Origin of the sequence: Candidatus Bandiella numerosa (genome assembly GCF_029981845.1) — a bacterium.
Lineage (GTDB): Bacteria > Pseudomonadota > Alphaproteobacteria > Rickettsiales > Midichloriaceae > Aquirickettsia > Aquirickettsia numerosa.
Genome location: NZ_CP104164.1, coordinates 150,923 through 171,647 on the forward strand (window position 1 = coordinate 150,923; position 20,725 = coordinate 171,647).

The 20,725-nt window shown below is 29.8% G+C and carries 20 protein-coding genes; 9 read left to right on the top strand and 11 right to left on the bottom strand.

Annotation, left to right across the window (positions count from 1 at the left end; genetic code table 11):
- Positions 1–48 precede the first annotated feature (48 nt).
- From N3Z17_RS00690 to mfd, 4 genes are all read left to right on the top strand, one after another.
- A complete protein-coding gene (locus N3Z17_RS00690) occupies positions 49–1,662 on the top strand; it encodes a phosphoethanolamine transferase (protein WP_282472105.1) in 1,614 nt (537 codons plus the stop codon).
- 135 nt (positions 1,663–1,797) lie between these two features.
- Complete coding sequence (gene clpB, locus N3Z17_RS00695) at positions 1,798–4,374, top strand: ATP-dependent chaperone ClpB (RefSeq protein WP_282472106.1); 2,577 nt, start codon at positions 1,798–1,800, stop codon at positions 4,372–4,374.
- Between the two features lie 37 nt (positions 4,375–4,411).
- Entirely contained in the window at positions 4,412–5,386 is a 975-nt protein-coding gene (locus N3Z17_RS00700; RefSeq protein ID WP_282472107.1) for a biotin--[acetyl-CoA-carboxylase] ligase, read from the top strand.
- 120 nt (positions 5,387–5,506) lie between these two features.
- Entirely contained in the window at positions 5,507–8,857 is a 3,351-nt protein-coding gene (gene mfd / locus N3Z17_RS00705) for a transcription-repair coupling factor (RefSeq protein WP_282472108.1), read from the top strand.
- 17 nt (positions 8,858–8,874) lie between these two features.
- Here mfd and N3Z17_RS00710 read toward each other — a convergent pair whose 3' ends face one another.
- Positions 8,875–10,017 (bottom strand): FtsW/RodA/SpoVE family cell cycle protein, encoded by a 1,143-nt coding sequence (locus N3Z17_RS00710; protein WP_282472109.1) that lies wholly within the window; start codon positions 10,015–10,017, stop codon positions 8,875–8,877.
- A 9-nt stretch (positions 10,018–10,026) separates the two neighbouring features.
- Entirely contained in the window at positions 10,027–10,674 is a 648-nt protein-coding gene (locus N3Z17_RS00715) for an alpha/beta hydrolase (RefSeq protein WP_282472110.1), read from the bottom strand.
- A gap of 338 nt (positions 10,675–11,012) precedes the next feature.
- Here N3Z17_RS00715 and N3Z17_RS00720 point away from each other — a divergent pair, with 338 nt between their 5' ends.
- Both N3Z17_RS00720 and N3Z17_RS00725 read left to right on the top strand, forming a co-directional pair.
- Positions 11,013–11,960, top strand: coding sequence for a hypothetical protein (locus N3Z17_RS00720; protein ID WP_282472111.1), 948 nt, complete (start codon positions 11,013–11,015; stop codon positions 11,958–11,960).
- A gap of 89 nt (positions 11,961–12,049) precedes the next feature.
- Positions 12,050–12,247: a hypothetical protein gene (locus N3Z17_RS00725; protein WP_282472112.1), complete on the top strand. Its 198-nt coding sequence runs from the start codon at positions 12,050–12,052 to the stop codon at positions 12,245–12,247.
- On the opposite strand, the gene N3Z17_RS00730 is transcribed toward N3Z17_RS00725, so the two are convergent.
- Entirely contained in the window at positions 12,244–13,044 is an 801-nt protein-coding gene (locus N3Z17_RS00730) for an NAD kinase (RefSeq protein ID WP_282472113.1), read from the bottom strand. The genes N3Z17_RS00725 and N3Z17_RS00730 overlap by 4 nt on opposite strands.
- A gap of 63 nt (positions 13,045–13,107) precedes the next feature.
- On the opposite strand from N3Z17_RS00730, the gene N3Z17_RS00735 reads away from it, so the two are divergent.
- From N3Z17_RS00735 to miaA, 3 genes are read left to right on the top strand one after another with little or no spacing between them, the layout of a single operon-like run.
- Entirely contained in the window at positions 13,108–13,659 is a 552-nt protein-coding gene (locus tag N3Z17_RS00735; protein WP_282472114.1) for a Smr/MutS family protein, read from the top strand.
- On the top strand, positions 13,656–14,339 hold the full coding sequence (locus N3Z17_RS00740; RefSeq protein WP_282472115.1) for a uroporphyrinogen-III synthase: 684 nt from the start codon (positions 13,656–13,658) through the stop codon (positions 14,337–14,339). The genes N3Z17_RS00735 and N3Z17_RS00740 overlap by 4 nt, the downstream gene beginning before the upstream one ends.
- Positions 14,340–15,218, top strand: coding sequence for a tRNA (adenosine(37)-N6)-dimethylallyltransferase MiaA (miaA, locus tag N3Z17_RS00745; protein ID WP_282472116.1), 879 nt, complete (start codon positions 14,340–14,342; stop codon positions 15,216–15,218). It abuts the gene before it with no gap.
- A 349-nt stretch (positions 15,219–15,567) separates the two neighbouring features.
- Here the strand turns inward: miaA and N3Z17_RS00750 are convergent, their stop codons facing one another.
- From N3Z17_RS00750 to N3Z17_RS00785, 8 genes are all read right to left on the bottom strand, one after another.
- A complete protein-coding gene (locus N3Z17_RS00750) occupies positions 15,568–16,959 on the bottom strand; it encodes an MFS transporter (protein WP_282472117.1) in 1,392 nt (463 codons plus the stop codon).
- Positions 16,960–16,966: 7 nt separating this feature from the next.
- On the bottom strand, positions 16,967–17,377 hold the full coding sequence (locus N3Z17_RS00755; RefSeq protein WP_282472118.1) for a fluoride efflux transporter FluC: 411 nt from the start codon (positions 17,375–17,377) through the stop codon (positions 16,967–16,969).
- Between the two features lie 90 nt (positions 17,378–17,467).
- On the bottom strand, positions 17,468–18,451 hold the full coding sequence (locus tag N3Z17_RS00760; RefSeq protein WP_282472119.1) for a DsbA family protein: 984 nt from the start codon (positions 18,449–18,451) through the stop codon (positions 17,468–17,470).
- Positions 18,452–18,571: 120 nt separating this feature from the next.
- Positions 18,572–19,015: a DciA family protein gene (locus tag N3Z17_RS00765; RefSeq protein WP_282472120.1), complete on the bottom strand. Its 444-nt coding sequence runs from the start codon at positions 19,013–19,015 to the stop codon at positions 18,572–18,574.
- A 22-nt stretch (positions 19,016–19,037) separates the two neighbouring features.
- A complete protein-coding gene (rpsT, locus tag N3Z17_RS00770; RefSeq protein WP_282472121.1) occupies positions 19,038–19,322 on the bottom strand; it encodes a 30S ribosomal protein S20 in 285 nt (94 codons plus the stop codon).
- Positions 19,323–19,335: 13 nt separating this feature from the next.
- Positions 19,336–19,953, bottom strand: a complete 618-nt coding sequence (rpsD, locus tag N3Z17_RS00775) for a 30S ribosomal protein S4 (protein ID WP_282472122.1) — start codon at positions 19,951–19,953, stop codon at positions 19,336–19,338.
- Between the two features lie 90 nt (positions 19,954–20,043).
- Complete coding sequence (locus N3Z17_RS00780; protein ID WP_282472123.1) at positions 20,044–20,373, bottom strand: cell division protein ZapA; 330 nt, start codon at positions 20,371–20,373, stop codon at positions 20,044–20,046.
- Between the two features lie 10 nt (positions 20,374–20,383).
- Positions 20,384–20,707, bottom strand: coding sequence for a hypothetical protein (locus N3Z17_RS00785; RefSeq protein ID WP_282472124.1), 324 nt, complete (start codon positions 20,705–20,707; stop codon positions 20,384–20,386).
- Between the last annotated feature and the right edge of the window lie 18 nt (positions 20,708–20,725).

Below are 20,725 nucleotides of genomic sequence, written 5' to 3' on the forward strand. Positions count from 1 at the left end.
ACAAGAATTCTACTATTAGTTAATCATCAATCAAAAAATAACAGATTAATGAGAAAAATACTTTTTAATAGGCATAACTTAATTTTAATAATAGCCATCTCAATTCTAATTTTTTTGAATATGATTTTTGTTAAAGATATTCTTACAAAAGAGTATCAAACTGCAATCATCCTCTCTAATATTGGCTTTTCAATATTTCTTATTTCTGTAATATCTATAAGCCGAATCTTCTTCATACCGTTTTTCATTATTATGCTGTTTATCGGCAGTCTTCTTAGTTATTTTCAAATTTTCTTTGGCATTAATTTTAATGAATCAGTTTTAGAAAGTACCTTAAATACCGATTACGATGAAGCAATTACATTTGTTGATTATAAATTAATTCTTTGGATAGTAGTTTTTTGGTTAATTCCGAGCACAATGATACTGCTACAAGCAAAATCATTAAAAATTAGGATTAAAAATAAATTTATATCAACGTTATTAATTGCCTTCATTGGAGCTTCAATCTTTTATACACCTATGCTGTTTGTAAAGGGAATTAATCCGATAGTTTTTTTGCAACATATGACTGCAGTTAACTTATATCCCTCAAATCTTGTGGTTACTGTAAAAACATATTTTAAGCATAATAAATTCAGAAATGGAGAGAAAAAAGATGTATTTGGTAAATATACATTTAATTTGGAGGAAAATGGTATAAAAGTGGTGTTGGTTATAGGAGAATCAGCAAGAAGTGATAGATTTGGTATTAATGGATATAGTCGCAATACAACACCCAAATTAGAAGAAGAAAATAATTTAGTTAGCTTTAAAGATGCTTATTCTCTTGCAACGTATACCATAATGGGGATAAAAAATATTTTTAAAATACATTCTTTGGCCAATGAAAATACCATTATTTCAGTCTTTAATAAACTGGATTTTAAAAGTTGGTGGGTAAGTTTACAATCGTTTGTTGATGATATAAACAGCGTTGCATCTGAGGCTAATGAGTTAATAACTAAGGAAATTCTTTTGCAAAATAATAATTACAATATCAAAGATGAAAATCTAGTAAGTTATATGCACAATTTATTGGCTCAAAATAAATCTAGTAATCAATTTATTGTACTGCATACTCAAGGCAGTCATAGAACGTATGATGATAGATATCCAGAAGACTTTAGAAAATTTGCACCAACCTGCACTGATGCAAACAATTCTTCCATTCTTAAAAGAATTTTTCAAAGAAATTCTTGTGAATATAAGGAAGAAAGTGGTAATTCCTATGATAATTCGATACTTTATACAGATTATGTTTTAAGTAAAATGATCAATGAATTAAAGCCATATAAAGCTATGTTCATTTACATCTCTGATCACGGAGAATCACTTGGTGAGAACGGAATTTATCTTCACAGTTATGAATATAGTAAAGCTCCAAAAGAGCAGGTTCATGTTCCATATCTTTTGTGGTTTTCTGATAATTTATTAAAAAGTGACCCTATGATTAAAAGAAATATGGAAATAGCCCAAAGTAATGCAAATAAAAAAGTAGATCAAAGCACAGTTTTATATTCGTTGCTAGATTGCATCAATGTCCAGTCTAACTTCATTGATAAGAGAAAAAGTGTTTGCTCCAAAGACCTAGGTCACAACGTTCAGTTTGGAAGAAAATAGCTTTCCATTTTCCATTTTGAATTTTATTAAAGCACAAATGATTAAGTAATATTAAATTAAAAAAAGGTTGCGTTGTTGCAATGATCTGTAATTTCACTATATCATAATAAAAGTGGAATAATTAAGTCTAAAATTATGAATTTCGATAAATTTACAGATAATTCAAAATCTTTGATTCAGCAAGCTCAAGCATTCGCTATGTCAAAAAATCATCAGCAATTTAAACCTGAGCACATTGCTTATACATTGATAAGCAAGGAAGATGAGATTTGTCGTAGATTAATTAATTTATGCAATGTTGAGCCTGATAAGATTTTGCAAAAATTAACAATTTATTTAGACTCACTGCCTTCAGTAACTGGTTCTAGTCAATTATATCTTTCCAATGAAAATGCTAAAGTCTTAGTGTTGGCTGAACAAATTGCTAAAAAGAGAGGCGATACCTTTGTAAGTACCGAAAGTATTTTACAGGCTATTACCGAGACTAAAGGCACTGAAATATATAAAATATTATCTGAAGAAAATATAAATTCATCAAAAATTTCTTCTGCAATAGATCAAATGAGAAAAGGTAGAGTAGCAGATACAGCAAATGCGGAAAATACCTTTGAAGCCTTAAAAAAATATACAAAGGATATTACTCAATGCGCTGCTGAAGGTAAATTAGATCCTGTTATTGGCAGAGATGAAGAAATAAGAAGGGCTATACAAGTGTTATCTAGAAGAACAAAAAATAATCCGGTATTGATAGGGGAGCCAGGTGTAGGAAAAACTGCAATCATTGAAGGTTTGGCCCAAAGAATTTACACTAATGATATCCCAGAAAGTTTAAAGAATCTGAAAGTGCTATCTCTAGATTTAGGAGCTTTAATTGCAGGTGCTAAATATAGAGGGGAATTTGAAGAAAGATTGAAATCAGTTTTAAATGAAATTTCTGCGTCATCGGGACAAGTAATATTATTCATTGATGAGCTACATACCTTAGTTGGAGCAGGCGCAAGTGAAGGAGCGATGGATGCATCAAACCTTCTAAAACCAGCTCTTGCTAGAGGAGAATTGCATTGCGTAGGCGCAACCACTCTTGCGGAATATAAAAAATATATAGAAAAAGATGCAGCTCTTGCAAGAAGATTTCAGCCGGTATTCGTTCCAGAACCAAGCGTAGAAGACTGTATTTCAATTTTAAGAGGTTTAAAAGAAAAATATGAAGTTCATCATGGAGTGAGGATTACAGATAATGCCATTATAGCTGCAGCAAATCTTTCTAGTAGATATATTACTGATAGGTTCTTACCAGATAAAGCGATAGATTTGATAGATGAAGCAGCTAGTAGGTTAAAAATGCAAATAGACAGTAAACCAGAACAAATTGATGAACTGGAGAGAAAAATTATTCAATTAAAAATTGAGCAATCTGCTCTTGAAAAGGAGAGCGATAAAGCATCTAAAGAGCAATTACAAAATATTTTAAAAGATCTGGAAAAATTAGAGTCTAATTATATGGATTTAATGAGTAAGTGGCAATCTGAGAAATTGAAAATTACAGATATACAATCTCTGAAAGAAAAATTAGATGCAGCAAAAGTAAATTTGGATATTGCCCAAAGACAAGGAGATTTTAATAAAGCTGGTGAATTAAGATATAGTGTCATCCCTGAAATTCAGGCCAATTTAGAAAAAATAGAAAGAGAAAGAGAGAATACAATGCTAAAAGAGGTTGTTTCAGAAAATGATATCGCTTCAATTGTATCAAAATGGACTGGGGTTCCTATTGATAGCATGTTGGCATCAGAAAAAGATAAGTTACTTAAAATGGAAGATTTTCTAAGAACTTTTGTTGTTGGTCAAGATCATGCACTAGAAATTATTTCTAAAGCAGTGAGGCGCTCAAGAGCTGGAATTGCTGATAAAGATAAGCCAATTGGATCATTCTTATTCATTGGACCAACTGGTGTGGGAAAAACTGAATTAACTAAGGCTCTAGCCACATTTCTTTTTAATGATAAAAAAGCCATCCTTAGAATTGATATGTCTGAATATATGGAAAAGCATTCCGTAGCTAGGTTAATTGGATCTCCCCCTGGATATGTTGGATATGAAGAAGGGGGTAAATTAACAGAAACTGTTAGGAGAAGACCATATCAAGTAATATTATTTGATGAAGTTGAAAAAGCTCATCCTGATGTGTTTAATATACTTTTGCAGGTGCTTGATGAAGGTAGATTAACTGATGGGCAGGGAAGAACAGTTGATTTCAAAAATACTTTGATAATATTAACATCAAATTTAGGCTCGCAATTAATCTCCTCCCTTCCTGCTGATAAAGATGTGAACGAAATAAAAGATGAGATTATGGTATTCGTTAGAGAATCCTTTAAACCAGAATTTATAAATCGTTTAGATGAAATAATATTGTTCAATAAGCTGAAAAAAGAAAATATGGCTGACATCGTAGATATTCAATTGGAGAGACTAAAGGATTTACTGAGTGAAAAAAATATTTCTATTGAGGTCACACCTAAACTAAAATTATGGTTAGCAGATAAGGGATTTGACGAAGTTTACGGAGCAAGGCCTTTAAAGAGAGTTATTCAAAATAATATTCAGAATTTTATTGCTGAAAAACTAATTTTAGGAGAAATCATCCCTAAAGATAATATAATTCTCAATTTGCAAGATGGAGAGATTATTAGTATAAAAAAGAAAAAATAAGGACTAGATTACAGAGCTCTTAATATTTCTGAAGAATATGAAAAAATTTACTGAAAATCTTTTGAAAGTAGTCAATATGCTCTCTGATGAAAAATATATGAGTGGGGCAGAAATGGCTAAGCATTTAGGTATATCAAGAACCGCCATATGGAAAATCATTAAAGTTTTAATCAGCTATGGGATTGATATAACATCCGATAATAAATTAGGCTATAAGACAACTCAAAAATTGATTCTGCTTGATAGAGATGTAATCGGCAGAAATACTAATTATAATCTTACCAAATTGGATATTTTTGAATCTATCAATTCAACAAATGAATTTTTGAAAGGTACGCGACATCAAGATTATCAAAATCATATTTGCCTGGCAGAACATCAATCAAGTGGAAATGCTAGATTGAAGAGAAGCTGGGATTCACCATTCGGGCAAAATTTGTATTTATCTATTAAACACTACTTTAAAAAAGACATTTCTTTTATTTCAGGATTAAGTTTAATCACAGGATTGAGCGTTATAAGAACATTATCCCAGTTAAATATTTCTAATAAATTTAAAATTAAATGGCCAAATGATATTTATTGTGAAGATAAAAAAATTGCAGGCATTCTAACAGAGGTTGTTGGAGAAAGTTACGGTGGATGTATGGCTGTAATTGGTATAGGGCTTAATGTCAACATGACAGAATTATCCAATAAAAATGTTATTAATTGGACTTCTCTAAAAAAAATCACTGGGAAGCATTTTGATAGGAATGAAATTTGCATTTCCCTTATCAATAACATAATTAAAGATATAGAAAAATTTAGCATTTTAGGGTTGGAGTATTTTTTAAGTGATTGGAATAATCATGATTATCTCACTAATAAAAAAATTGTAGTTAAAAACAATGAACAAACTATCGAAGGAGAATATAAAGGCATTGATGCTCAAGGCAACTTATTGCTTAAAATCGATAACAAAATAATAACTCTTTATTCTGGTGATGCATCCATAGCTTCAATTAAGTAACCAGTATATAAATTATTGCTAAAAATATTTACTGCGTATATTAAGCATAAAAAAAGTGACATCCATTTTATTTTCTAATATAAGGGTTTATTCCAGGCACGTGAATTAAATATAGTTGTTTTGTTAAGTACAAATTATAACAAGATAGAGAAAAACTTATACTCTCCCAAAAGCACAAAAGCTTATGTGCTAAATAAATTATTAAATAAAAATACCTCAATTTTATATATTGCTAACAATGAAAAAACTGCACTTGAACTGTATAATTTTTCGAAATTTTTTATATCAAATAATGTGCAGGTAATATATTTACCTGCTTGCGATAGTAACCCTTATACAATAAATAGTTGCTCAAATTTTCTTCATAGAGCCAGCTCACTCCACAAACTATCTAAATCTATAAATAATAGTAGATTAATAATTTCAAACGTAGCAGGCTTAACTCAATTTCAACCTCCTATTGCCACCATCAAAGAGATAAGTAAAATTTTACAAATTAATCAAAAATATGATTTTTCGGAATTAATCATCTTTCTACATAATATTGGTTACAAAAGGGTTGATACAGTTGAAGAATTTGGAGAATTTTCTGTGCGTGGAGGGATTATAGATATAGCCATATTTGATCATGAGCATGGTATTAGATTAAATTTCACTGATAATGCTTTAGAAACAATTAAAAAATTTGACTTAAATACGCAAATTAGCACAGAGAAAATTACTTCCATCACCATCATACCTGCACATGAGGTTTTTTTATGTGAATCATTTAAAGATTTATTTATAAGCAAATATTCAAAAAAAATTAATAACGATGCTGTAAAATACTTACAAGATATAAATGATGTAAAATTTCGTGAAGCGGTTAGTTGGCTTCAATCAATATATTACGATGATCCAAGTAATGTTCTTGATTACCTAACTAATGACGGAATTGTGATTAAAGAACATGATTTTGATCCTTGTTTAAATGAATATTGGCAGTTACTGCAAAAAAAATACCAATTAACACTAGAGAATAACGACTCTGAGAATTTATTACCACCACCTTCAGAAATATATTTATCACCGGAGGGCATTAATAAGAAAATTGTCACATTTCCTAATTTTACTATCACTCCATTTAATAATAATGAAGGAGAAAGATTTAATGAGAGTCCCAATATTTATAATATTTCTAAACTCAATAATATATCAGAATTAGAGGGGCTTAAGAAATTTTTACTATCGTTAAATGATGATTTTAAAGACAAAAAAGCGATCCTTTTATTATCGCACGAATCTAAATTAGATAGAGTAATAAATTATTTATCCCAGCAAGGGTATGATCTTGAAATAATTAATAATATTGATGAAATTAAAATAAGTGTAAAAAAGCTTTTTTTATCAAAATTACCATTTGAAACAGGATTCGTTACAGATGATTTAGTTTTTATCACTGAAAAAGACATATTTGGAAAGATTGGCGTTCATTCCAGTTCTAAAAAGAAAAACATAAAAAAATTCTCACAAAGCTCATATCGCTTATATCCTGAGGAATTAGTTGTTCATAAGAAGTTTGGGGTGGGGAAATATGAGGGAATTAAAGAAATTATAACAAGTGGTATTGTAAAAGATTTTATACATATTACCTATCACAACAATGATAAGCTTTTTGTGCCCATTGAAGATTTTGCATTAATCACAAAATATGGAAATGATGACATTAGCAACTTGGATCAATTAGGGAAAGCATCTTGGAAATTGCGAAAAAGCAAAGCCAAAAAGAAAATTGAACAAATAGCTAAAAAGTTAATTCATATTGCAGCTCAAAGAAAGTTGCAAAAAGGCATTGAATTAAATCCGATATATATAAGCTATGAAAAATTTTGTAATTCGTTTGAGCATATTGAAACTGATGATCAAATATCCGCGATTGAAGATATAATTAAAGATTTTGGGTCTGGCTCAGTTGCTGATAGACTAATTTGTGGAGATGTTGGATTTGGAAAAACTGAAATAGCGATGCGCGCAGCTTTCATTGTAGTAAAAGGTGATAACCCTTCTCAAGTTGCAATACTCGCTCCAACAACTCTTTTAGTAGAGCAGCATTATAGAACTCTAACCTCTAGATTTGCTGGATTTGATGTTAAAATAAAGTCCATTTCAAGAAACAATACCAAAAAAAAGAGTGATGAAATTAGAAAAGCATTAAAAGCAGGAGAGATTGATATAATCATTGGAACTCATTCCTTACTTACTGATAAAATTGATTTTAAAAATTTGGCTTTAGTAATAATTGATGAAGAACAAAATTTTGGTGTAGCACAAAAGGAAAAGTTAAAGCAATTCAAAAAAGATGTACACATGCTTACGCTCTCTGCAACTCCTATCCCAAGGACTTTGCAAATATCTTTGGTTGGGATCAGAGATTTAAGTATAATTAGCACACCTCCTATAAGCAGAAAACCTATCAAAACTTATGTTTTACCATTTTCTTTGGAAGTACTTAAACAAGCTATATCAAGAGAAAATAGTAGAGGTGGCATTGTGCTTATTGTTACTCCAAGAATTCAATATATTGATGATATTGAAAACCTGATAAAAAAGCATTTTTCTAATTTAACATTTCGCACCATACATGGTAAAGTGGATAGCCAGTCTATTGAAAAAACTTTGCTAGAATTACGAAAGAATGACATCAATATTTTAATAAGTACTCAAATAATTGAATCTGGCTTAGACATTGAAAATGCTAATACTATTATAATAGATAAATCTAACATGTTTGGCCTGTCTCAACTGTACCAAATAAGAGGAAGAATTGGGAGAAGGAAACAACAAGCATATGCATATTTAACATATGATCCAAAAAATAAGTTTAAGCCAGAAATTCAAGAAAGACTACTAACAATTCAATCACTAGATCAACTTGGCTCAAGCTTAAGCTTAGCTACTGCGGATATGGATATGAGAGGATATGGAAATTTAATAGGTGAGGAACAATCTGGAAATATCAGAGATATAGGAGTAGAGCTATATCAACAAATGTTACTTGATACTATTAAACTACTTGAAGAAAAAGAATATGAACACACTAATACTGCTTTTGAAGATCAGGAATTAAATCCAAAAATTATCATTAAAGATTCAATTTTTATACCAAAGGAATATGTAAGTAATGAAGCTCTTAGATGTATGATGTATAGAAAAATAATGTCTTTAGATACTTTAGAAGAATTTGATAAATTAGTTGATGAGTTAACTGATAGGTTTGGTAAGTTACCTATAGAAGTAAAAAATTTAATCGATGTCGCAAAAATCAAATTTTTTGCCAAAAAATGCTTAATTGAAAGGATAGAAATATATAAAGAACAATCTATAATTAAGTTTAGTAAAATTAATGTAAAAAATACTCAATTCTTTAGTGATTTTGAAATTTTAAACAATTTATTAAAAGCCAAATCTGATAAAATTATTTGCAGTAGCTAATATTGCATTCTAATAGATTAGACATCTTTAACGTAGAAGAATTTTTTGTTTTGCGATAAATTATCTGACTGACGATCCTTGCTTAAATTCAAATAAATACCAGCAGCAATGGAAAATGCCAGCATTGATGAACCACCATAGCTAATAAATGGCAAGGTCATACCCTTAGTTGGAAAAATATTTAACGTTACTCCAATATTAAAGAGAAATTGCATTGCAAAATGCATCATAATGCCAAATATTGCATATATATGAAATAAATTTGAGGATTTAGTTAAATTCCAAAAAGCTCTTAAAATAAATATTGCAAAAGCCACAACTATTATTATGCAGAAAATAAGTCCAAATTCTTCAGCTCCGACAGCAAAAATAAAATCTGTATGAGCATCTGGTAAAACATATTTTACCGTACCCTCTCCTGGTCCTTTGCCAAAAAATCCCCCATTTAAATAAGATGAAATAGATTTTTGCACTTGATAATTTGACGAATTAGTAGGGTCCATGAATTTATCAATACGCTTAGCCACATGGGGAAAAAATAGATATGCTCCATAAATCCCACAGAAAAAAAATACCAAAACTAAAAGTAACCAAGATAACTTTATTCCTGCCACAAAAAACATAGCAAAAGTTGCTATTGTATTAGTTATGGTCATGCCGAAATCTGGTTGTAGTAGCAATAAAACAGCGATAAGTGCATTAAAAAATACGCATATGCAAAAAATTTTAAAGTTAATTTTTGTTTTTGCATGTGAAAGAATTACTGCAATAAAACAGGTGTAAAATGGTTTTAAAAATTCTGATGGTTGCAGAGAGAACCCTAAAATATTAAGCCACCTTTTAGCCCCTTTAGTCGCTTCTCCAAAAAAAATTACAAGAATTAATAATGCAATCGTTGCTATGAATCCAACGAAAATAATTCTTCTAATATACTTCTCATTTAATGCCGAAAGAAACAAGATTGTAAAAATTCCGACTAATAAAAAGGCTAATTGTTTTTTTACAAAATAGTAATGTGGTAATTCCAATTTTTCAGCTACACCTGAACCTGCAGAAGCCAATAACAGCATTCCTAAAAACATTATAAAAATGATATTTATTAATGCTTTTATATCTATGGAATTCCACCATATCGACTTTCTTTTATTTCCAAATGCCAAAATTAGACCTTAAAAATTATTTTTCAAAAAATTTCCACCTAGATTTATTCCTTCATCATCTATTCCATGCGCTAGGTGCCTTGAAATAAAATGATTTGTATCAAATCCATATTTTTTTAACTCTTCTACGGTTGATAGCATATCCTCAACAGGAACAATATCATCTTCTTTTCCATGAATTAACATAACTTTAGTTTTTTTATCACCTTCTTTGCACTGCCAATTATTGCCAAAAAGTCTTCCAGAATACCCTATTACTAACTTTGGTTTAACCAATGATTGCATAATTAAATATAATGAAAGCATCGTACCTTGTGAGAAACCTAATAAACACAAGTCATCCTCAGAAAGATTATACTTATTTAATTGGGCAAAAATAAAATCTACAATGCGCTTTTCCGCCATTTTAATTTCATTAATTAATGTATTTTTTGACCTATCAAGTAGACTAAACCATTGCTTAGCCTCACTATTTGGCATTCCTTCAAAGTCAAAAGGAGCGTCTGGAGAGATGAATAACGCACCAGGGGAAAATTTCGATAAATCTGGCGATAGATTTATCAGGTCGTCTTTATTTGACCCATATCCATGCAACATCACAACCAACTTAGTCGGAGCAATGCTAGGATTTTTTATGTATTTTGTATAATCTAGCATAATGGCAAATAACAATATTTCAGCGTATGATATCAAGTTATCATCATAATCACAATAACGTTATTTTTATTATTTTTTCGCAAATTTACAAAAAATTATAAAATATAAGAAATTATTTATTAGTGCAAAAAATAGAATGAAATGCACTGCAAATAACGACATTATGCATAAAATATTATATATTAATAAGTCACAGATCAAAAAATTATTTCTATAAAATCTTATCTATATTCATAAAAGCAATAATATTTCTCTACTAGGGGTTGCGCTAACTTTTAGTTGTGTTAGGCTTAAATTATATAAAGTAATCAATTTAATTAAATATAGGAGGAAATATTATGTGGTTATTTGGATATGGTAGTAGTAATGCTGTTAGTGTTGTTGAACAGGATGATGCGGTGACTGGAGCTTTATCTGGAGCTAGTTCAATGATAGAAGTTGCTAGAGGTGCTGAAGAAATAGAAGAGGACTTTAGAGTTTTTGATGATATGCCAATATTGGATCGTAGAGAAAGTGATGTTGTACGCAATCTAAAACAACTTTTAGATGAGGTAAGAGAGGGGAATGTGAATAACGAAGTAAGATTTAAGGAAATGCAAGAAAGAATTGAAGTATTAGAGGCAAATACTTTTGTTGAAGCTGTTAAGTGGATTTTTGAAAAAATATGTGAATTATTCTGCAAAATGCAAAAACTTGTGGTTGATATTGGTGAAAATATGCCATTAATTGGTGGTAAAGCTAATAGAGCTAGAGAATTTAGTGATTTAGATAAGCTTTATGAAAAAGAGCTGGCAAGAATAGACAAATTAGCTGGAAAAAATACCTTAGGAGATAATACTCAAGAATACACTAATATGAAAGCTAATGCTAAGTTAGAATATGAAGCAAGGGAAGTAGGATTGCATAAAAAACATGAGGTAGAAGTTGATGCAAAATATGGTAAAGGCATGTATGAAGCGCAACATCCTAAAGTAGCAGGAAAATTTACGCGTGAAGAGCAAGCTGTAACTCCGCAACAAAAAGAGGACATATGGAAAGCTGATGATACATGTAAATACCATCAAATTGATGCAAGACAACAAGAGCATGCTCAGCAAAGAGAAAAGCATGGCGAAATGTTGGCAAAAAAACATCCTGAAATTTATAAAGCTGGTCAATATGTCGGTGATAAAGCAAGCGAGGCTGGTCAATATGTTGCAGAAAAGGCAAGCGCTGCTAAGCAAAGCTTTGCGGAAAGGATTGCTGCTAGATCTGGCGCTGGTAAAGATGGTGCATCACGTGCTTAATTTAGCTACCTAAATTAGTACTTTAAGTGGTTTTAGCTCATACTTAGGTATGCCTAAAATCACTTTTCTGTATTACAAAAAAGAATCCTGTGGTAGTTATAGGAAAAATTTCATTTAGTATAAATTTGAAGGCTAGCGAACTGATAATACTTAAGAAGTTATTACTGGAAATTAAAGAGCAAAAATTTGGTCTTTTTTCAGAAAAGGTAATAGATATTGAAATATATAAAAATTTAGCTTTTAAAGAAAAATTTGTGCTTGATGCCCTTAATGAGCTCAAAAATTAATAAATTATATCTCTATAAAATTGTTCCTTAAATACCCTTTCCTGTAAGTTATTATCTTTATCAAATAGCAATTGTTTCTGTATACTAAAATCAAGAAAAATTTCCACAGATCTTATATTTCTGATTTCTTGTGAATCAGCAACTGCACTCACTGGCCTTTTGTTAAATTCTATAATTTCAAACTTAATAGTGCTTTTGTCTGAAATTAAAGCTCCATCCCATCTTCTTGGTCTAAATGGGCTAATTGGTGTTAATGCCAAGATGTTAGCATTTAGGGGGATAATAGGACCATGTGCCGCAAAGTTATACGCAGTGCTTCCTGCAGGAGTAGCAATTATCACTCCATCTGCATGTAAAGCATCCATTCTTACTATGCCATCTATAATGATCTTTATTTTGGCTATTTGGTTCGTTTCCCTAAGCAGTGAAACCTCATTAAAAGCATGCGCCTCTACAATTTTATCATCCTCTGTAGTTACAACCATTTTAAGTGGATAGAGCTTGATATTTTGAGCACGCATTATTCTATCCATTAAATTGGCTGGATTATAATTATTTAATAAGAATCCTATTGAGCCTCTATTCATTCCATATATTGGAATATCAAAATTTTTTGTGGCATGGAGCGTTCTTAACATTTCTCCATCTCCACCAAGGGTTATAATGACATCAAAATTCTCAATTTGATGAAGATTAACTTCGCTTAAATTGTAATTTTTACTTAATTCATTAAATGCTTTATCTGATTTTTCAGATTTTTTATCGTATAAACATCCTATATGAAGGCTTTGTATCATGAATAAAATTAGCTATACTGTAAGACTTATGTATACATTATACAAAATCATAAATATATAAAAATGGATGATGAAAAATATATTTTAACTACTGAGGAACTAGTTGCATGGAAAAATGAAATTCAGGATGTAAAAAAACTTGAGCAAGAGAAAAGAGAGATTGCCATCAAATTAAATGGTAGCTTACCTAAAATAGAGAATAAAAAATTTAATTCTCATAATCTAACACTAGCTACGAATAGGAATCTATCAACAAGTAACATTTTAAAATTTGGAGATTCAAGTGGAATAAATAATAGTATGCAAAAGAAGATAATTAAAGGAGAATATAAGATAGATGCAAATCTAGATTTGCATGGATATTCAAAAAATGAAGCATATGGTATATTAATGGATTTTTTAAATAACTCATATCAAAGAAAATTTAGAATGCTTCTAATTATTACTGGTAAAGGTCTTAATTCACCCGATCCATTCTCTACTATCAAGGAAAGTTTTTTTGGATGGATTCAAACATGGGAGATTAAGGGTAATTTTTTATATGTCAATTATGCACATAATAAACACGGGGGAGATGGAGCTTTTTATATATTATTAAAAAAACAATCATCATGAGTATATTGATAACAAGACCCTATAACATTGGGATAAACTCTCAGAATAAAATTAGCAAATTAGGCAAAAAATCGCTTTTAATTCCTCTTATTAAAATTAAATATCTCAATATAGAAATTTCAGATAGTAATTATGATTATATTGTTGTAACAAGCCAAAACGCAATAGCAACATTCAGGAACAATTTATGGATGAAGGATAAGTACATTTTAGTAGTAGGAGGTAAAACAAAAGACTTACTACTACAAAAAAGTTGCAAAAAAATATTACTATGTGAAGAAAATGTTAGTGATTTAATTAATAATATGTATACAAAAATTTCCAGTGTTTCAAATATATTGTACATCTGTGGAGATCACTTATCTTATGATTTAGAAGGTAGCCTTAAAAGCAACTCCTATAACATAACTTCCAAGGTAGTATATGCTTCTGATGCTATCACTGAATTATCAAAAAATGAGATTGCCCAAATAAATGAAGTTGTTGAAATAGTAATGCTTTATTCACCCAGAACAGCTAAAATATTTGTTGATTTAGCTTTAAAGTATAATTTATATACAAGTAATAAAATTGCCATTTGTATAAGTAATAAATGCGCAAACAATATAGCGAAATTACAATGGATGGGAGTTAAAGTTGCTAGCTCTCCAAATGAAATAAAAATGTTAGAATTAATATAAATGCTCGATATAACTCCAGCTAAAGGCAATATAATTTGTGTGTATGGCCCAACAGCCTCGTCTAAGACAAAATTTGCGATTTCATTGGCAAAAAAAATCGGAGGTGTTGTGGTTAATGCTGATTCAATGCAAGTATATAGCGAAGTTCCTATTTTAACATCGCAGCCAAGTTATGAAGAGCAAAGTGTTATTTCTCACAAACTTTATGGTATTATAAATCTGATTAGTGATTTTTCGGTATATGAATGGCTAAATCTTGTTGTTAAGGAAATTGATGCTATACGAAAACAAAACTTACATCCAATACTGGTTGGAGGTACTGGTATGTATTTATCAAGCTTGATTAATGGTATTGCAAAAATACCGGAAATTAGCAAAGCTACAAAACAGAAGATAGAAGATTTAACAAGTGGCAAAACCAATATAGAACTACACGACATGCTAGCAAAATATGATATTGGTTTGGCGAAAAAATTAAATACAAACGACAGAATTAGAATATTAAGAGGCCTAGAAGTAATAATAGAAACAGGTAAATCTATCTTAAAATGGCAAGAACATAATGATAAATTTTATAATAGGGAGGATTTTATAAATATTTATATCCGCCCAGATCGCACTACTTTATATGAAAATATAAACAATAGATTTTTAAGAATGATTGAGCTTGGGGTTGAGCAAGAGGTAAGTAATATTACCAAAAAATATGATATAGATAAACTACCAAAAATCATAGGGTTATCTACTTTGTATCAATATATATCAAGAGAAATAAAATTTGAAGAAATGATAATAACTGTTCAAAAAGATACTAGAAATTATGCAAAAAGGCAATTTACATGGTTTAATAACAAACTTACTCACGATCACATATTGTAATCTCTATACATCATTAAAAAATTTACATTAGGGAGTGTTCATAAAAAGATAAATAACGCAATATCTTGATTATAAAATAATAGCACCAATAAACTGAGTATTTCAGCGCATTTGCTGAATTTTTTTGTTCTTAGCTAACATATAGCGCAAAGACGAATTAAAGCTCTCAAAAAGTCATGTTTCAGCTTTTGTTTGTAAATGTATATTTGCAATATTGAAGTGAACCCCAAAACATGGAGTAAAAGGAGGGTGTAATATACTATGCATAAATTACTAAAAAAGATAAAGATGCAAACCATTCCAAACATAACTTAGCGGCGGCATTTACCGTCATTATCACACTCTATTTTTAACTGAGTCTTGTTTTAGTTATTCCTGAAGCTATCCATACCCCTATAATTGCAATAATTGGAATAGCACAAAATCCATAAGTAAATATTTCCAGAACTTTTCTTTTTGGAATATAAGAAGTAGCTGGTACGTTAGCAATATACATTCCTAACGAAATTGATAGAGAAGAGATCGCAACACCAAAACTAATTGATACTTGTCTACAAGCATTAAAAATAACATTAATAGTACTTATTTCCTTCTTATTAAAATTAAGCACACTCATTGTTTGAATTGGGGTGCCACATAATCCACTAAATATACCTCTTATAAAAAATAAAATAAGGCCAAAGATTGGCATGTTAGAATTATTAATTAACATAATCATAGGGGTAAAAATAGCAATTCCAATTAATCCTATTGTAATAGGTAGGCTTGCTCCATGTTTATTGAATAAATAGACTGAATATCTACTTGTAACTATTGCTCCTACAGCTTGCATACCCATTAATGGCCCCGCTATCATAGCAGAAAATCCAATCCCTACTTGCAAAAATAACCCTATCATAAAGATAGCTCCAAAATGACATATTTGAAAGCATAATTGAATTAAATTAGCGCGTACAAAATTATTGTTTTTGAAGAATTTTAAATTAATTAACGGATATTTATGATTTTTTTCAATTTTAATAAATATCCAACAAAGTGGTATTAAAGCCATTAATCTAAATATTATAGATAAAGAAAAGCCAAATTTACTAAGTTGAGATAAGCTATAGAATATATTAATTAAAATAATTGATGATAAAATAAATCCCATTAGATCAAGCGGATACTTAACTTCGTGGGCTTCTTCTTTTAAATGAATAATAGAATAAATAGCTAGTAATAAACAAATTGGCCCTGAGAATACAAAAACAAACTGCCAACTAAAAGTGTTTAATAATATTCCTCCAAAGAATGGAGCAATAGCAGGAGCTATAAGTGATGGAATAAAAGTAAAGCTAGTAATACTTGCATATTCTGATTTATCATAGACGCGATAAATTATGGTCATTCCTACTGGTATTAGTATTCCTCCACCAATACCTTGTGCAAATCTTAGAAAAATTAATTGATTTAGAGTTGAAGCAAAAGCGCATAATGTTGAGCTAATACCAAAAATTAACATTGCGAGAATATAAATATTTTTAAGGCCAAATCTATTGCTTACCCATCCACTAATAGGTATCGAAAGCGCAAGAGCTAACAGAAAGGATAAATTAATCCATTCTGTATCTATGATTGATACATTAAAATATTTTGCAACAGTAGGTAATGTAACGTTTACTATAGTTAGATCTAATCTATCTAGGAAAAGTGTTATTGTATATATAACGGCAATAGTTTTCTTATAACTTAGTCTTATCATTATATTTCTATAGAAATTTACCTAATCCAATACCTAGTATACAACCTAAAATGCACAACAACAGGCTTAAAAAAATATACATTAAAAACGCATAAATGTATCCATCGTAAAATAGATTCACCGCTTCTAATGAGAAAGATGAAAATGTTGTAAAGCCACCTAAAAATCCGGTTATTATGAATATTTTTATTTCTGAGTTATAGTTAGGAAACTTAGATATCAACACACTTGAGGTCACTCCTATTACAAATGAACCAAGTACATTTATAATTAAAGTTGAATAAGGGTAAATTTCAATAAATTTATTGTTTGGGAATTTGTTTGATAGGAAAATAGATAAATGTACCGACATCAAAAATCTCGATACACCACCAATACCAGCACCGATAAAGACTAAAATAACTTTTAACATAGTCATCAAAAACCGTTACTTTTTACTTATTGGATCAAGCAAAAAGAAAACCTCATCATGAAAATAAATCAAAATGAGGCCTTTAAATTTGCTATATTAATTGTTGTTAGTACTATTACTGGTTTCTTCTTGTTGCTCAGGCTTAGAGACAGGACTATCTACTATATCCTGAGATTTATCATCAATTTTTTCGCTTGATACATCATTTTTGTCAGACACTTCTACATTATTAGCATTGTTACTTACGTCGCTGCCATTGCCGACGTTATTAACATTAATAATACTCATAAGTTTATCATAGTTTACATAGCCAGGAATTAATTGCTCATTGACTATTACAGTAGGAGTTGACCTAAAACCAATTCCTTTAGCAATTTCTAAATTTTTGTCTATCACTGATTGAACAGATGGATCTTCAATTTCTTTATAAAGTTTCGCATTATCAATACCTAAAGTTTTGCAAATATTTTGTACTTTTTGATCAATGCTACTATCACTACTATCATCCATCAATGCAAAATGAAAATCTAGATATTTTGCTGGAGCTATTTTATATACAGCAATCGCTAATTTACTCGCCTTTAAAGAATCTGCTCCCAAAATAGGTAACTCTTTAAATACTATATAAACATCTTGTTTGCCATCTACAATTTGCTTAATCACCTCAGACATTTTCTTACAATAGCCACAATTATAGTCATAAAAAGTAACTATGGAATTTTTAGCATTGGGGGTACCATACTTAGGATCATTTACATCATTGAGCAATTGCTCTTTGAAATCCACAACTGACTGTTGAACTTTTTTATTGTGGGCATCTTGTTGTTTACTTACATGGGATTCAATTGCTGAGATAACAATCTCAGGATTATCTTTCAGCTCTTCCTTGATAATATCCTTAACTGCAGATTTAGTAATGGTTTCTGAATCATCAGCTACATTTTTGGAGCTATTGTCAATTACGGCTGTTTTACTATCGTCTGGTACTGTAGGATGAGTCTTAGAACTTTTATAAAAGAAATAACCTAGAGAAGCTATTACCAATACTATTAATAAAACAAATATATTTTTCGATTTCATGGTAGTTAAATTTAATTACTTATATGATGGAGAATTATTGCATGAATTATTTAGTAATGTAAATGAATTAATGTAAAAAATATAATTTATTTATTAATAATATTGAAAAAATAACAAAATTTATCGTAAATTTTGTGCAATACTTATCAATATCTCTTTTATTTCTTTGTTATTATTTTTATTTATTGCAAGCAAGATATCTCTATTTTGGCTTAATGAATTTGTTGGCGCAGGCTTTTTCTCATTAATAAATTTTTTTGCAGGCTCAGTGTATACTCCAATAATTTTTATTCTAGAAATAATCTCATATCCAAAATATCGTGTGATTTTATCAATGATGTGAGGAATCATCATTTGTATCTTTAAGATATTGCAGTGATTGCTGATTTTAACTGTAAGAGTATTACTCTTGTTTTTTGAAAATTTAATATCTTGTGGCAATACTTTATGCTTTAAATCTTCCCCTACAATCAAATCCCAGTAAAATAGCATTTTATAGTATGGTGTAGTGTGTTTATCAAACACAGGCTTAATTACTTGCTCAACATGATTTTTTAACCACATCGTCAAATTTGCATTTTATGTATTAGCCAGCAGGAGCAACTGATTTTTCTAATGACTTTACCTTGTGTGCAAGCTTACTAACTTTTCTCGAAGCAGTATTTAACTTAAGTACTTTTTTGGTAACGGCCTTCATGATAGTTGACTCTGCTATCCTTAGGGCTGGTGTAGCATTAGCTAAATCATTTAACTTAACTAACTCTTCAACTTTTTTTGTAAATGTTTTAATTTTACTTTTTGTCGCTTTATTTCTCAACACTCTTTTAATAGACTGTTTATGCGCTTTAATTGCTGATTTATGTTGTGCCATAATTAATTTTTATTTATCTTGAATAAAACTCTACTACTAAGCTAGGTTCCATTTGTACTGGGAATGGAACTTCTGCTAAAGTTGGTACCTTAAGGTAAGTAGCTTGAAGATTAGAATTATCAATCTTTATATATTCTGGCGTATCTCTTTCGCCTCTCTCTTTCGCCTCAAGAACAATCAATAATTTTTTAGACTTGTCATTTACCTCAACTACATCATTCGGTTGTAGCCTATAGCTCGGTATATTTACCACCTTACCATTCACTCTTACATGTTTATGAGTTATAAATTGCCTAGACGCAAATACAGTGGGAACAAATTTAGTTCTATACACGAACGCATCAAGCCTTGATTCTAATAAACCAATTAGATTTTCACCAGTATCACCTCTTCTACGGCTTGCCTCTATATATATAGCTTTAAATTGCTTTTCTCTAATGTCTCCGTAATACATCTTCAATTTCTGTTTTGCTATAAGTTGCGTACCATACTCGGTTGCTTTCTTATACCCTGAAGTTCCATGAACACCAGGCGGATAATTTCTTTTGTTGTATGGATCTTTATCTGTGCCCCATAATGCTGCACCAATTCGGCGACTAATGCCATACTTTCTATTTAATCTTTTTGACACTATTATTCATTGATTACATTTTAAGCCAAATATAATATAAAAACCTACTAAGTCAATCATTTATGAATATTTTTACCGAAAAGATTGCTTTTAGGGGTCAGAATTTTTCAATAACGCAGATAAATTGTTAATTTCTTCTGCAATTAATTTATACTCATTTGCCAATGATTTTTTCTCATTTTCAAATTGGTCGTAAAAATTTGCTTTTAAATCCTGTAGATTTCTATTTAAAATTTCTATTTCATCTATTAGATGTAATGATGTAACTAGGAATGCTTTAGTATCCGATATGTTTTGACTGTGGCTTTTTATTTCATCTACTTTTGAGTTTAATTTTTCAGTTAAATCTAACAGCTTTTTTGGATTTTCACACGAGAGTTTGATCTGAGTATTTCCTATTTTTAATTCAATTTCTTGCATATTTTGAATTTCATTTTCTATTTAAAATATTTTTTAATTGATTGATCGAGATGTCTATATCCTGAGTTGTATCATCGTTAACCAAACGATCTTCTTTTTCAAATTGAATATCTGTAGTTTTAGCAGTTATTTTATCTGATATTTTAATATCTAAATCTCTTTCTTCCGATTGATGCTTTATAATAATTTTGTTTAATTTATCTATTTCATCATGAAGCTTAGCATTTTCAATACTAAGACTTGTTATTTTTTTTTCCAAAAATTTAACTTCCTGGATCTTATTAATAATTGCTTCATGCAAATCCTGTAAAGCTAATTTTATTTTGTTATCCATATTAATAATTATTGCATG

Coding starts and splice junctions, on each gene's coding strand:
- rpsT (WP_282472121.1), bottom strand. CDS start 19,322: ATGGCACAACATAAATCAGCAATTAAAGCGCATAAACAGTCTATTAAA.
- N3Z17_RS00760 (WP_282472119.1), bottom strand. CDS start 18,451: ATGAAATCGAAAAATATATTTGTTTTATTAATAGTATTGGTAATAGCT.
- N3Z17_RS00735 (WP_282472114.1), top strand. CDS start 13,108: ATGGATGATGAAAAATATATTTTAACTACTGAGGAACTAGTTGCATGG.
- N3Z17_RS00730 (WP_282472113.1), bottom strand. CDS start 13,044: ATGATACAAAGCCTTCATATAGGATGTTTATACGATAAAAAATCTGAA.
- N3Z17_RS00715 (WP_282472110.1), bottom strand. CDS start 10,674: ATGCTAGATTATACAAAATACATAAAAAATCCTAGCATTGCTCCGACT.
- N3Z17_RS00700 (WP_282472107.1), top strand. CDS start 4,412: ATGAAAAAATTTACTGAAAATCTTTTGAAAGTAGTCAATATGCTCTCT.
- clpB (WP_282472106.1), top strand. CDS start 1,798: ATGAATTTCGATAAATTTACAGATAATTCAAAATCTTTGATTCAGCAA.
- N3Z17_RS00750 (WP_282472117.1), bottom strand. CDS start 16,959: ATGATAAGACTAAGTTATAAGAAAACTATTGCCGTTATATATACAATA.
- N3Z17_RS00765 (WP_282472120.1), bottom strand. CDS start 19,015: ATGTGGTTAAAAAATCATGTTGAGCAAGTAATTAAGCCTGTGTTTGAT.
- N3Z17_RS00780 (WP_282472123.1), bottom strand. CDS start 20,373: ATGCAAGAAATTGAATTAAAAATAGGAAATACTCAGATCAAACTCTCG.
- miaA (WP_282472116.1), top strand. CDS start 14,340: ATGCTCGATATAACTCCAGCTAAAGGCAATATAATTTGTGTGTATGGC.
- N3Z17_RS00740 (WP_282472115.1), top strand. CDS start 13,656: ATGAGTATATTGATAACAAGACCCTATAACATTGGGATAAACTCTCAG.
- N3Z17_RS00720 (WP_282472111.1), top strand. CDS start 11,013: ATGTGGTTATTTGGATATGGTAGTAGTAATGCTGTTAGTGTTGTTGAA.
- N3Z17_RS00690 (WP_282472105.1), top strand. CDS start 49: ATGAGAAAAATACTTTTTAATAGGCATAACTTAATTTTAATAATAGCC.
- N3Z17_RS00785 (WP_282472124.1), bottom strand. CDS start 20,707: ATGGATAACAAAATAAAATTAGCTTTACAGGATTTGCATGAAGCAATT.
- N3Z17_RS00755 (WP_282472118.1), bottom strand. CDS start 17,377: ATGACTATGTTAAAAGTTATTTTAGTCTTTATCGGTGCTGGTATTGGT.